This is a genomic window from Algoriphagus marinus, assembly GCF_001936475.1.
Taxonomy (GTDB): Bacteria; Bacteroidota; Bacteroidia; order Cytophagales; family Cyclobacteriaceae; genus Algoriphagus; species Algoriphagus marinus.
The window spans coordinates 139,669-152,315 of the sequence record NZ_MSPQ01000010.1 but is presented as its reverse complement, the minus strand read 5'-3'; the positions used below and the strand labels follow the sequence as shown (position 1 = coordinate 152,315).

General features: G+C 39.6%; 12 protein-coding genes. 5 read left to right on the top strand and 7 right to left on the bottom strand.

The genetic code is table 11. The features are described from left to right. Positions 1 to 33: 33 nt before the first annotated feature. Complete coding sequence (locus BVC88_RS16375) at positions 34 to 1,008, bottom strand: polyprenyl synthetase family protein (RefSeq protein WP_075351796.1); 975 nt, start codon at positions 1,006 to 1,008, stop codon at positions 34 to 36. 151 nt (positions 1,009 to 1,159) lie between these two features. Here BVC88_RS16375 and BVC88_RS16370 point away from each other — a divergent pair, with 151 nt between their 5' ends. The 3 genes from BVC88_RS16370 to BVC88_RS16360 all read left to right on the top strand — a co-directional run bounded on the left by BVC88_RS16370 (position 1,160) and on the right by BVC88_RS16360 (position 4,452). Further along, positions 1,160 to 1,639: a DUF4199 domain-containing protein gene (locus tag BVC88_RS16370; RefSeq protein WP_075351795.1), complete on the top strand. Its 480-nt coding sequence runs from the start codon at positions 1,160 to 1,162 to the stop codon at positions 1,637 to 1,639. A gap of 85 nt (positions 1,640 to 1,724) precedes the next feature. After that, positions 1,725 to 3,419, top strand: a complete 1,695-nt coding sequence (locus BVC88_RS16365) for a 1-acyl-sn-glycerol-3-phosphate acyltransferase (RefSeq protein WP_075351794.1) — start codon at positions 1,725 to 1,727, stop codon at positions 3,417 to 3,419. Beyond that, positions 3,394 to 4,452: an NAD(P)H-dependent glycerol-3-phosphate dehydrogenase gene (locus BVC88_RS16360; protein ID WP_075351793.1), complete on the top strand. Its 1,059-nt coding sequence runs from the start codon at positions 3,394 to 3,396 to the stop codon at positions 4,450 to 4,452. Before BVC88_RS16365 ends, BVC88_RS16360 begins: the two co-directional genes overlap by 26 nt. 109 nt (positions 4,453 to 4,561) lie before the next feature. Here the strand turns inward: BVC88_RS16360 and BVC88_RS16355 are convergent, their stop codons facing one another. The 3 genes from BVC88_RS16355 to fbp form a co-directional block, all read right to left on the bottom strand. Beyond that, entirely contained in the window at positions 4,562 to 5,722 is a 1,161-nt protein-coding gene (locus tag BVC88_RS16355; RefSeq protein WP_075351880.1) for a PQQ-dependent sugar dehydrogenase, read from the bottom strand. A 138-nt stretch (positions 5,723 to 5,860) separates the two neighbouring features. After that, positions 5,861 to 7,024 carry a PQQ-dependent sugar dehydrogenase gene (locus BVC88_RS16350; protein ID WP_075351792.1) on the bottom strand — a complete coding sequence of 388 codons (1,164 nt, stop codon included), beginning with the start codon at positions 7,022 to 7,024 and terminating at the stop codon, positions 5,861 to 5,863. Positions 7,025 to 7,084: 60 nt separating this feature from the next. After that, on the bottom strand, positions 7,085 to 8,131 hold the full coding sequence (gene fbp, locus BVC88_RS16345; RefSeq protein ID WP_075351791.1) for a class 1 fructose-bisphosphatase: 1,047 nt from the start codon (positions 8,129 to 8,131) through the stop codon (positions 7,085 to 7,087). A 56-nt stretch (positions 8,132 to 8,187) separates the two neighbouring features. On the opposite strand from fbp, the gene BVC88_RS16340 reads away from it, so the two are divergent. Both BVC88_RS16340 and BVC88_RS16335 read left to right on the top strand, forming a co-directional pair. After that, a complete protein-coding gene (locus BVC88_RS16340) occupies positions 8,188 to 9,462 on the top strand; it encodes an aspartate kinase (RefSeq protein ID WP_075351790.1) in 1,275 nt (424 codons plus the stop codon). 154 nt (positions 9,463 to 9,616) lie between these two features. Then, positions 9,617 to 10,735 carry a Gfo/Idh/MocA family protein gene (locus BVC88_RS16335; protein WP_075351879.1) on the top strand — a complete coding sequence of 373 codons (1,119 nt, stop codon included), beginning with the start codon at positions 9,617 to 9,619 and terminating at the stop codon, positions 10,733 to 10,735. Between the two features lie 8 nt (positions 10,736 to 10,743). On the opposite strand, the gene BVC88_RS16330 is transcribed toward BVC88_RS16335, so the two are convergent. The 3 genes from BVC88_RS16330 to BVC88_RS16320 are packed head-to-tail and all read right to left on the bottom strand — an operon-like array spanning position 10,744 to position 12,594. Beyond that, the gene (locus tag BVC88_RS16330; protein ID WP_245803662.1) at positions 10,744 to 11,238 is read right to left on the bottom strand and encodes a GNAT family N-acetyltransferase; all 495 of its coding nucleotides are present in this window, start codon (positions 11,236 to 11,238) and stop codon (positions 10,744 to 10,746) included. Positions 11,239 to 11,240: 2 nt separating this feature from the next. Then, positions 11,241 to 12,116 (bottom strand): fructosamine kinase family protein, encoded by an 876-nt coding sequence (locus BVC88_RS16325; protein ID WP_075351788.1) that lies wholly within the window; start codon positions 12,114 to 12,116, stop codon positions 11,241 to 11,243. Beyond that, positions 12,109 to 12,594 (bottom strand): low molecular weight protein-tyrosine-phosphatase, encoded by a 486-nt coding sequence (locus tag BVC88_RS16320; protein ID WP_075351787.1) that lies wholly within the window; start codon positions 12,592 to 12,594, stop codon positions 12,109 to 12,111. The genes BVC88_RS16325 and BVC88_RS16320 overlap by 8 nt, the downstream gene beginning before the upstream one ends. Between the last annotated feature and the right edge of the window lie 53 nt (positions 12,595 to 12,647).

The window sequence follows — 12,647 nt, the reverse complement described above, 5'->3', positions numbered from 1 at the left end:
ATAAAAAAATAAAACTAGTTTTTAGGAGCTGACTTACTTCTTCCGCTCAATGGTATAATCCACCAATGCTGCCATTGATGTTTTATATTCCGATTCCGGGAATTGATTCAAGATTACCATCGCCTCTTCGTAAAACCGATACATGGCTTCTTTAGCATAGTTTAATCCGCCACTTTTTTTCACGAAGTCAATCACTTCGTTGACTGCTTTTTTATTGTCGCTTTTATTTCGGATCAAACTAATAATCCGTCTTTTCTCAAACCAATCTGCCTGAGAAAGTGCGTAAATCAATGGCAAAGTCATCTTTTTTTCTTTGATGTCTATGCCAACCGGTTTTCCAATTTCATCATCACCGTAGTCAAAAAGGTCATCTTTGATCTGAAAAGCCATTCCTACTTTTTCCCCGAAAGTCCGCATCTGTTGGATGGTCTCTACACTGCTGGCTGTACTAGACGCTCCGACCGCGCAACAGGAAGCCATCAGGCTAGCAGTCTTTTGGCGAATGATCTGATAATAAACTTCCTCAGTAATATCGAGTTTTCGGGCTTTGGCAATTTGAAGGAGTTCGCCTTCTGACATTTCCTTTACCGCATTGGATACGATTTTCAACAAATGAAAATCATCATTGTCTACGCTAAGTAAAAGTCCTCGGGATAATAGGAAATCCCCAACCAACACGGCGATCTTATTTTTCCACAAGGCATTTACGGAGAAGAAACCTCTTCGATAGTTTGCGTCATCGACTACATCATCGTGAACAAGCGTGGCAGTGTGTAATAGCTCAATAAGCGCTGCTCCCCGATGTGTTGACTCGTTAATACCACCTGTCAATCCAGCGCTCAAAAAAACGAACATAGGCCGCATTTGCTTACCCTTTCGCTTCACGATGTAATTCATGATATGATCGAGAAGTTTGACTTTGCTTTTCATCAAGTCTTTAAACTTGAGTTCAAACTCAGTCATTTCGGAAGCAATCGGATGTTGTATTTGCTTGAGGTCTGCTTTCATCAGGTCTTTGATAGCGTAAAAATACTACCCTTTCTTTCTTGGGCAATAGTAATCAGTATATAGACATTGAAACAGTCTAAAATCGTTATCGTTTTCAAAATTTCGTATTTTGTTTATGATATCCCAGTATCTATCACAAAACCTACGCATTATGAAAAATCTTAAAATTGAAATTAAGTGGGCGATTATCTTTTCCTTGGCCACATTGGCTTGGATGCTAGTTGAGAAATCCCTCGGCTGGCATGATGAAAAAATCGCCGATCACGCTTCTCTAACCAATATTTTTGCAGTAGTAGCGATTACCATTTATGTTTTTGCATTGCTGGATAAAAAGCGAAATTATTTCAAGGGAGTCATGAATTACAAACAAGGCTTTACTTCTGGCGCGATTCTATCGGTGTTTGTGGCGATTCTCAGTCCTTTGACACAGTACATTATCAATAAATTTATAACACCGGATTATTTCAACAACGTGATCGATTATTCGGTAAGTGCGGGGGAATTGAACCGCGAAGCAGCAGAAGCCTATTTCAATATTCAAAGCTATATGATTCAAGCGGCTGTTGGAGCATTGCTTATGGGGTTGGTAACAACTGCTATTTTAGCCTTTTTTTTAAAATCAAAAAGTTAATTTCAAATCTTCTCTCTTTTGATAATTCGGGGACAGAAGGTCTTTTGATTATCTTTGATGAAATTTTTAAAAATAGAAACTCGCCTTGGAGGAGAAATACATCAAACATCGATACGAACCAATACTTCCAAGTAAGGAAGAATGGCCGGTGGTCAAACTGGCTAGAGAGCGTAAAGAATTTGTAAAAAAAGTCGCTGACCTTGCCGAAAATAGAATTCTCAAACAAACTGGAAATAATCCTGAAATCCTTAGAGAAGAACTTGAGACTACCCTTTATAGAGAAAAGCTCCGCATCAAGCAAAACCCATGGGTAGTAGATCCGGATGATGAGGGGGAGTTTTGGGGAGAAGTGAAGTCCTCCTTGCTACATATCAGTAGTGAAGAGAAAAAGACTAGTCGATTCGAAGGCTATAAGTCTGTTCTCAACAAAATCACGAATAGATACGCAGAGGAAATCGCGAGTAATTTCAAAGCGACTCATTATAAATTTACGCGTAGTGTGGTAACCTATGGGTTTTCCAGATTGCTGAATGCGGCTAGGGTAAAGGGTATTAAGTCTATTTTTAGTAATCAATATACCCTCCAGGATAAAATCCAGATTACTGGAGAAACTGATCAGATTCGAGATCTGGCCACCAAGGGAACGATCGTCATGGTGCCTACACATTTTAGTAATTTGGACAGTATTCTCATTGGTTGGATTATTTCCGTTTTGGGACTGCCTCCATTCATCTATGGAGCAGGATTAAACCTATTCAATATTTCCATTTTTGCATACTTTATGAATGCCCTTGGTGCTTATAAAGTTGATCGCAGGAAAAAGAATCTGATGTATTTGGAGACTTTGAAGACTTATTCAAAAGAAGCTATTCAGTTTGGTTGTCATAGTTTATTTTTTCCTGGAGGCACAAGATCCAGAAGTGGCACGATCGAATCCAGGCTGAAGCTAGGTCTGCTCAGTACTGCAATCGAAGCTCAGCGTGCCAATTACCAGGCAGGAAATAATGAGATCTCAGGAAAAATATTCATTGTTCCTGTTACGATCAACTATCATTTTGTGCTGGAGGCTCCAAGTTTGATCCGCGATCACCTGAGTTCTACTGGTCAAGAGCGTTATTACAAAGAGAACGATGAGTTTTCGACTTCATATAAAATTTCTAAATTTTTGGTCAAGTTTTTCACCAAAGGTTCTGATATCTCTGTGTCTATTGGCAAAGCGATGGATGTTCTTGGGAATTATGTAGACAAGGATGGTCGAACTATTGATAAGAACGGAAGACAAATCCATACTCGAGACTATTTTATGTCTGACGGAGTAGTGACGGTAGACCAGCAGCGTGAGGAAGAATACACGAATATGCTTGGGAAGCGAATAGTGGAGGAATTCCATAAAATCAATCGCGTTTTTAGTTCACATTTAGTTTCTTTCACTGCTTTTGAAATGATCAAGAGGAAAAATCAAAAACTGGATTTGTTTGAATTATTGAGACTTCCAGAAGAAGATTCAATTATCCCCTATGAAGAATTCAAAAAAGAATGTCAAAATGTTTTGAATGCAATTTTTGAATTAAAATCTCAGGGCTTGATCAAAACAGCTCCTCATATGAACCGAGATATTGAAGAGATTATCTCTCATGGGATGGACAACGTAGGGATGTATCATGCCAAACGCCCTCTGGTGATGGATTCTTCAGGAAATATCACCACTCAGGATATGAGTTTACTCTATTTTTATCACAACAGACTGACAGGTTATGGACTCGAAAAACTCTTCAAATGAAAAGGTAATCGGTGTAGTCGGGGTTGGTAGCTTTGGTACTGCAATTGCAAATATGTTGGCTGAGAAAAACAATGTCATTGTATATGCCCGCAAGAAAGAAGTAGTCCATGAAATAAATAGCAATCATTCTGCTCAAGGCAAAAAGCTTGACTCCTCTATTTTAGCTACGAATGAGCCTAAAGATATTTGCGAGCGTTGCGATATTTTGTTTTTCATGATCCCTTCTTCGGGATTCTTGGAGGTAGTACGAACTTTTGCCCCCTTTCTTTTCCCTTACCATCTGATCATACACGGGACCAAAGGGCTCAGCTTAAATCTTAAACCAGGTGAAACACTGGATACTGTGAAAAGACTAAACCGGAATCAAATTCTGACTATGAGCGAGGTGATTCTGCAGGAGACTGTCGCAGTGCGGGTGGGATGTCTGGCAGGTCCAAATCTCTCCAAAGAATTGATTCAAGGCCAACCGGCTGCGACTGTCATTGCCAGTAAATACAACGAAGTGATTTTGGAAGGACAGCGACTGCTTCGTTCTGAAAAGTTTCAGGTTTATGGAAATTCTGACATCATTGGGGTTGAGCTTTCGGGGGTTTTGAAAAATATAATTGCGATCGCAGCGGGAGCATTAGCAGGTTTAGGCTTGGGAGAAAATGCGAAAGGACTATTGATCTCCAGAGGAATGGTAGAAATGGTTCACTTAAGTAATGCGCTGGGTGGAAGCGTGAAGTCCGTATTTGGATTAGCGGGAATTGGAGACTTGGTAACTACCTGCAATTCGGTTGACTCAAGAAATTATACTGTTGGATATAAACTGGCAAAAGGAGAAAGTTTGGAGGAGATTTTAGCAAGTATGGATGAGGTAGCTGAAGGAATAAATACTGTTCTTATCATCAAGGCTTTCTTAGAAACTACCGGACTTCGAGCACCTATCACCGAGAATTTGTATAAAGTATTGTTTGAAGACCTTGAAATCGAGGAGGCACTTCAGTTTCTGATGAAGTATCCATTTAGCGTGGATGTTGACTTTGTTTAAATCGAATCTGGTCTAACTGAGTTGGTCTTTCAAAGCAAAAAAATAAGGTTGTCAGTAGTAATTCTGACAACCTTATTTTTTTAGAGATTTTTTCAAAAAAGAAACACCATCATCTCGCTGGAATCATTTTCACAAGCAAGCCTGTACCTTCAGTAATTGCATATAGATAGCCATCTGGACTTTGGGAGACTTGTCTTACTCGTCCGATATTTTGGAATAGCTTTTCTTCTTTTGAAAAATCAGATCCATTGAGTTCTATTCTGGCGATGTGTTGCTTGACCAATGCTGCTACTAGGAGATTACCTTTCCACTCGGGGTAGCGATCAGAAGTTACCAGCGTCATTCCGCAGGTTGCTATTGAAGGTGTCCAGTAATGAACAGGCTGTTCCATTCCTTCCTTTTCTGTGATGTTGGTGATGGGAGTTCCGTTATAGTTGATGCCATAGGTGATTACAGGCCAACCGTAATTTTTCCCTTTTTCAATTAGATTGAGTTCATCTCCTCCTTGAGGGCCATGCTCTACAGACCAGATCCGATTAGTGGCTTGATCATAAATCATTCCTTGAGGATTCCGGTTTCCATAGGTCCAGATCGACTTTATTGCATTTGGACTGTTCACAAATGGATTGTCACTTGGGATTGTTCCGTCATCCTTGATCCGATGAATCTTACCATGGGAATTGGTGAGGTTTTGGGCATTGTTTTGTGATCCCCTTTCACCATTAGTGAAAAAAAGGAAATTGTCTTTATCAAAAACTATCCTGCTGCCATAATGTGTGCCTCCATTCCAAGCGGGAACGGTAACGATTAAGTCTTCAAATCCGGTCACCTGATTGCCATTGAGTTTAAATCTAGCAATACTCGTGGCGCCTCCTCCTGGAACGGCCTTTGCGTAGGAAATGTAAATCCAGCCGTTTTGTGAGTAATCAGGATGCGGAATAATATCTAATAAGCCAGCCTGCCCATTGACATACATCGCCGGAAGGCCTTGTACTTTTTGACCGGTGAATTTATCATCTTCAAAAATGAGAATTTCACCTTTACGCTCTGTGATAAGCATTTTCTCATTTTCGAGCCATGTCATACCCCAAGGATTTTGTAAACCAGTGAATAAGGTATCAAGCTTGATGGCAAGTTTCTCCGTTGGGATTGAAAATTCAAGTTCTTCTCTTTCCGCAATTGGCATTCCATCTTCTGTTTTTTGCGAACAGGCCACATTGACAAAAGAAATAAGGATAAATAATGGTAAAAACTTGAATTTCAATTTCATACTATTGTTATTTTGATATTTAAAAAACGATGATGAGTTGAATTGGTTTAATTCGATTTTAAAAACCTTGAAATTAATCTGCATAAAAAAGTCCCTTCGATTTCTCAAAGGGACTCCATTACTTTATTTAAAAAGAGATTATCTGATTGGAATCAACTTAATTAATAAGCCTGTTCCTTCAGTAATTGCATAAATATATCCATCAGGACTTTCTTTCACTTGTCGAACACGTCCAATATCCTGAAGCATGATCTCTTGCGCTCCTGCTTTTGCGCCATCCATATCTACTCGATTGATGTGCATTTTAGCCAAAGCTCCGATTAGTATGTCGCCCTTCCAAGCAGGATATCGATCAGAAGTCACCAATGCTACCCCGGCTGTGGCAATAGAAGGGACATAATAGGTAAGAGGTTGTTCCATTCCTTCTTTTTCCGTGATTTCCGTGATAGGAGTTCCATCATAATTCTGACCGTAGGTAATCACTGGCCAGCCATAATTTTTTCCTTTTTCGATCAAGTTTAGCTCATCTCCACCCATTGGGCCGTGCTCAGTTTCATACAATCGATTATTTGCTTTGTCGTAAACCATTCCTTGAGGATTTCGATTTCCATAGGTCCAGATCGAACCGATAGCACCTTCAACTCCTACAAAAGGATTGTCGGTAGGGATTCTTCCATCATCATGAATTCGGTGGATTTTTCCATGAGAATTAGTCAGGTCTTGTGCATTTTCAGGCATATTTCCTTTGTCACCATTGGAGAAATAAAGGTAGCCATCGTTGTCAAACACGATTCTGCTTCCGAAGTGACGTCCGCCTTTCCAGGCTGGACCAGCTGTAATCAATTCTTCCTGCTGTACAGCATTGTTGCCTTCTAGCTTGAATCTCATGATTGTGGTGGCTCCAGTACTATCCGGCATATTTTTACCATAAGCAATATAGATCCATCCATTTTCTTCGAATTGAGGATGTGTCGTGATATCCAATAATCCTGACTGACCGACATTCCAAACAGCGGGTAAGCCTAGTACTTTTTCACCGGTAAATTTATCGTCTTGAAAAATGAGGATCTCTCCTTTTTTCTCGGTTACAAGCATTTTCCCATCAGAAAGCCAGGTCATTCCCCAAGGATTTTCGAACTCGGTGTATAGGGTGTCTACATTTAGTAGAAGCTTTTCTGTCTGAACAGCAAAAGTCTCATCGATAGGCTCTTCTACAACTTGATCTTTGGTCTCACAATTTGTGTAAAGAAAGATTGTCCCGGCAACAAGGGCCAGTGACCAACTTAATTTAATAGATTTCATAGATTTTGATTTTAGAACCACAAGATAATAACTCTTTGTAAGACTAATCGCAATCTTTTCTCAATGGTGATATTCCTTGATTTGGCCGTTTGTATTTAGGATCATAGATTGAATCTCATTGACCATCTGTTCCGAACCGATAAAAAGCGGAGTCCGCTGATGAAGGGAAGTCGGTTCAATTTCGAGGATTCGTTGCTTTCCATCTACTGCCATCGCTCCAGACTGCTCAGCTATAAATGCCAAAGCATTGGCTTCATATAACAATCGGAGCTTTCCTGAAGGATTCTTTTTTGTAGCGGGATAAAGGTAGATCCCACCTTTCAGGAGATTTCTATGAAAGTCGGCAACCAAAGACCCAATATATCTTGCAGAATATTTTCTAGTCTTGCATTCCTCGATATAGCTTCGGATGGAAGGATCAAAATCATTGTATAAGCCTTCGTTTACAGAGTAAATTTGCCCTGTTTTTGGAGCTTGGATGTCGGGATGGGAAAGAAAAAATTCACCCAAGGAGTTTTCGTAGGTGAAGCCGTTGACTCCAAATCCAGTAGTGTATACCAGCATGGTGGATGATCCGTACAGCACATAGCCAGCCGCCACTTGTTCAGTACCTTTCTGCATGATGTCCTCTTTTAAAATGGGACTCCCAACAGGAGTTTTTCTTCTGTAAATTGAGAAGATAGTTCCGATGCTGATATTCACATCAATATTAGAACTTCCGTCTAATGGATCAATTGCAACCACATACTTACCTGATTTATTTTGAAGATCAATGACGGCATCTTCCTCTTCTGAAACAATGGCACAAACTTCGCCTCCTTTGCTGAGCGCTCTCATGAAACGAATATTTGCGATCACGTCTAGCTTTTGCTGCTCTTCGCCTTGTACATTTGTCTGCCCGAAAGCACCTCCAATAGAAGATAGTCCTGCTCGGTTTGTTTCGCGATTGACTATCTTGGATGCAAGTGCAATGTCACGCAGAAGTTGCGAAAGCTCTCCTGAGGCATAGGGAAAATCGCTTTGCTTAAGTTTGATGAATCGATCTAAAGTGGTGCCGACCGTGTAAGCTAAACCGCTTTGGTCGGGCTGGTAAGGAAGAATTTTCATGCTTAGAAAAATACAATTAATTGGTTTATACTTTCGAAAAGTAAGAAATATTTCTTATGGCAAAAACTGTAATTTTCAAATTTGGAGGGGCATCAGTTAAAGATGCGGCTGGAGTAAAAAACCTAGCTGATATTTTACGTAATCGATTGCGAAAAAAATTGATAATCGTAATCTCTGCAATGGGAAAAACAACAAATGCATTAGAAAATCTCCTCGGTGATAAATTAAGGAATAAAGATTTTTCTTTGAATAGTTCAATTTTAAAATCTTACCATCTCGAGATTTGTAAGGAATTGTTTCCGGAAAATCATCTCATTTTCCCTAAGGTTGAAAATTATTTTGTCCTTTTGAATCAGGAACTACAAAAGCCTATCTCTCCCACAAATTACGATGAATATTACGATCGGGTAATTTGTTTTGGGGAATTACTCGCAACTCACATCGTCATGGAATACCTCTGTCTTCAAGAAATATTGGTTGTTTGGAAGGATGCAAGAGAATTGATTCAGACAGATAGTAGTTTTCGCTTTGCGAAAGTTGATTGGGTGAAAACCAAGAAAAGATGTCAAGCTCAACTTCTACCAATTTTGGATCAATATCCAGTGGTAACCCAAGGATTCATAGGAGCGGATCAAAAAGGAAGGACGACCACATTGGGAAGGGAGGGGTCAGATTTCACCGCAGCTATTTTGGCAGCTTCTTTGGATGCGGCTTCGGTGACTATTTGGAAAGATGTTCCAGGGATTTTAAATGCTGATCCTAAGAAATTTTCAGATACACAGCTTTTTGAGGAATTGGAATACAAACAAGCAGCTGAAATGACCTATTATGGTGCTTCTGTAATCCATCCAAAAACGATTAAGCCTTTGGCGAATCTGAAAATCCCGCTTTTTGTCAAATCATTTTTAGACCCGGAAGCTGCCGGTACCAAAATCCATGAAAACTCTAAGGCTCATCAAATTCCAACCATTATTCTGAAAGAAAATCAAGTGTTGGTAAGCTTTAAAGTAAAGGATTTTACTTTCATTGAGGAAAGCCATATCCATCAAGTTTATGATCAGTTGCAGCAATTGAAATTAAGGGTGAATATGCTCCAAATTGCTGCAATTAGTATTTCAATTGTAATAGATAGTCAGTTATTTAAATTAGAAAATCTTATAAAGTCACTTCATAACTCTTTTGAAATCCGGTATAATGAGAATTTACAGCTTTTGACGATTTTGCATCCTAATGAGAAGACCATCTCAGCACAACTCGAAGGATTTGAATCACTATTGGAGCAAAGTACCCGAAATACTTATCAAGTGGTAAGAAGACCCAAATTAAGTTAGCCAGTTTTTTTCATTAGCTCCAGAAAATTAATACTTTACATTATTCCAAACCTAATATTAACCCTTATGAAATGCACATGAGAAAAGTTCTCACACAGGGTGATGATTATCTAGGGCATTCCAAATGACCATTAAAAAAACAAACTATAATCATATGAAATCAAGAAGAGTTTTTTTACAAAAAGCAAGTTTGTCGGCATTAGCGATTTCAATCCCCAGCATTGCGGCATTGTCAGCGAAAAATAATCTTACTGAATCAATACTTAAGGAAGATAAAATACTTCGAGTTGCAATCATGGGACTGGGAAGTTATGGCACCCGAGTAGCTGAGGCGATGCAGGATAGTAAAAGAGCAAAGTTGGTTGGAGTAATCAGCGGGACACCTTCAAAAGTGGAAACTTGGAAGGCTAAATATGGAATACCAGCTGAAAACTGCTACAACTATGAGAATTTTGATGATATAAAAAATAATCCAAGCATCGATGCCGTATATGTAATCACTCCAAATGCCCTCCATAAGGAACAATCAATCCGTGTGGCAAAAGCTGGAAAACATGTTATCTGTGAGAAACCAATGGCAATAAATGCTAAAGATGGTCAAGAAATGGTAGATGCCTGCAAGGCTGCCGGGGTAAAATTATTGATCGGATATCGGATGCATTTTGAAGCAAATACGCTTGAGGCAATTCGGATGAGAAAATCCGGAGAACTTGGAGAATTGAAATTTTTCCAAGGATTAAGTGGCTTTGTGATAGGCGACCCGACTCAGTGGCGCTTAAATCCAGCACTTTCGGGTGGAGGCGCCATGATGGATATTGGAATCTATTCGATCAACGGAGCTAGATATATGTTGGGGGAGGAGCCTATTTGGGTGACTGCACAGGAAACAAAAACTGATCCTGTCAAATTTAAGGACGGGATTGACGAGACGATTCAGTTTCAAATGGGATTCCCTAGTGGAGCTGTTGCCTCCTGCTTATCGACCTATGCCATGAATGGATTGGATAAATTTTTTCTGAACGGATCAAAAGGTTGGGTCGAAATGCAACCTTCAACGGGTTATGGCCCGATCAATGGAAAAACAAATAAAGGCCCATTAGAATTGCCTCACGTGACTCATCAAACTGTACAAATGGATGAAATGGCTGCGATTATCTTTGATGGAAAAGTGCCTGAGGTCCCTGTAAATGGAGAAGAGGGTGTAAGGGACATGAAGATTATCGATGCAATATTTAAAGCTGTCAAAACCGGAAAAAAAGTAATGCTTTCCTGATCAGGGAATCAGTCTAAGATAAGCTGCATAAAAATAATATCGAGCCAGCGACCAAATTTATGGCCCACTTCACTGAAGCGGGCCACTTCTTTGAATCCAAGTTTTTGATGAAATAAATAGCTTCCCTGGTTCGAGCTATCGATTCCCCCGATCATGGTATGGAATCCAGCTTCTTTGGCAGTTTTTATCAGTTCGCTCAGTAAAAGAGTCCCAATTCCTTTTCCCCGGAAATTTTCCCCTAAATACACAGAGTGCTCTACCGTGAAACGGTAGCCGGGTTTCGGTCGGAAAGTGCCGTAAGTCGCGAATCCTGCAATTTTCCCATGCGAAACAGCAACTAGGACAGGGAAACCGGCAAGATTTTTTTGGTTAAACCAGTCGGTTTGCTCCTTTAAAGTTTTTGCTTCAAAGTCATAATTGATCGTCGAATGGAGGATTTCATGATTGTTGATTTTTAGAATTTCTTCCAAATCTTCCACTTCTGCCTTTCGTAAAATGATCATGATTACTTTACAAAACGATTTACGATTCGCTCTATTCCCGGTAAATATGCAGATCCAAAAAGATTCAAATGAACGAGCAAAGGGTAGAGATTATAGATGCCCATTCTGGAATCAAAGCCAGGTTCCAAAGGGAATACCGACTCATAAGCCTCATAAAAGAGCGAATCAAATCCTCCAAAAAGCCGGCTGAAAGCCAAGTCCATTTCCCTATGACCGAAATAAACCGCGGGATCGATCAGACAAGGTTCTCCGGAAGAATTACTAAGTACGTTTCCTGACCAGAGATCCCCATGAAGCAAAGCAGGTTTTTCATCTGGAAAAATGGATTCGATCTTTGGGTAGATCTCTTGAAATTTTTTCAGAAACTCCAGCGGAATTAATTTATCAAAATAGGCCTTTCCTGCCAGTGGTTCCAATCTTTGTTCTATAAAAAAGTCTGCCCATTTCGAGCATTGATTGTTTTTTTGATGAATCGAAGCAATGTAATTATCCTCTTCAAAACCAAATTGATCCGAATCGGTCAGATGTAAATGAGCCAATCCAATCCCAAGGTTTTCCCAATAATCAAGTTGATATCTCCCCGTGGTAATAAATTCAGAAAGGAGGTAGTTATAATCACCTATTCTACCTGATCCATAGGTTTCAGGTACTTTTAAAAATGTCGATTTCTTGAGAATTCTTAATCCATTTGCTTCTTTCGCTAGAATATCACGCTCATGATCAAAATTTAATTTCAGGAAAAATGCTCCAATTGAAGATTTTAATTGGATTCCTTGATTGTGATTGCCGGCTGCAATTAGTGATGCAGATTTTAAAGTAGCCTCTGCTCCAAGGCATTCGAAAAGTACTTGTTCGTAGATCTCATTGAGATCAAACATAGAGTTGATGAGTTTGGATCACTTTTCCTAAGAACCCCTCTATTGATTCATCGAGTATTGTGTAGATTTCTTCAAACCCCTCTTCACCTCCGTAATAAGGGTCCGGTACAGATTGTCCCTCACTTCCTTCGGCAAAATCCCTCATGAGATAAATCTGTTTTGTGTGGAAACCAAATCGCTCTTTGAGATTATTTAATGTTCGTAGATTGCTGTCATCCATCGCAATGACGTAATGAAAATCTCTTAAATCAGTTCGGTTGACTTGTCTTCCTCGATGTTTAATTATAAGGTTATGTTTACTCGCGCACTTAATGGTTCGTTCGTCAGGGAGCTCACCGATATGAAAATCCGATGTACCAGCACTATCTGATTTGAATTGGTTGTGAATTCCAGCCTCCTCAATTTTCTTATTGAAAATTGCCTCTGCCAAAGGCGATCTACAGATATTTCCAAGACATACAAATAGCACTTTAATCATATTACATCGAACGGAAGACTAAATTAGGGTACGAAAAATTTGGGCTTTGAAAT

Coding starts and splice junctions, on each gene's coding strand:
- BVC88_RS16375 (WP_075351796.1), bottom strand. CDS start 1,008: ATGAAAGCAGACCTCAAGCAAATACAACATCCGATTGCTTCCGAAATG.
- BVC88_RS16370 (WP_075351795.1), top strand. CDS start 1,160: ATGAAAAATCTTAAAATTGAAATTAAGTGGGCGATTATCTTTTCCTTG.
- BVC88_RS16360 (WP_075351793.1), top strand. CDS start 3,394: ATGGACTCGAAAAACTCTTCAAATGAAAAGGTAATCGGTGTAGTCGGG.
- BVC88_RS16355 (WP_075351880.1), bottom strand. CDS start 5,722: ATGAAATTGAAATTCAAGTTTTTACCATTATTTATCCTTATTTCTTTT.
- BVC88_RS16350 (WP_075351792.1), bottom strand. CDS start 7,024: ATGAAATCTATTAAATTAAGTTGGTCACTGGCCCTTGTTGCCGGGACA.
- fbp (WP_075351791.1), bottom strand. CDS start 8,131: ATGAAAATTCTTCCTTACCAGCCCGACCAAAGCGGTTTAGCTTACACG.
- BVC88_RS16340 (WP_075351790.1), top strand. CDS start 8,188: ATGGCAAAAACTGTAATTTTCAAATTTGGAGGGGCATCAGTTAAAGAT.
- BVC88_RS16335 (WP_075351879.1), top strand. CDS start 9,617: ATGAAATCAAGAAGAGTTTTTTTACAAAAAGCAAGTTTGTCGGCATTA.
- BVC88_RS16330 (WP_245803662.1), bottom strand. CDS start 11,238: ATGATCATTTTACGAAAGGCAGAAGTGGAAGATTTGGAAGAAATTCTA.
- BVC88_RS16325 (WP_075351788.1), bottom strand. CDS start 12,116: ATGTTTGATCTCAATGAGATCTACGAACAAGTACTTTTCGAATGCCTT.
- BVC88_RS16320 (WP_075351787.1), bottom strand. CDS start 12,594: ATGATTAAAGTGCTATTTGTATGTCTTGGAAATATCTGTAGATCGCCT.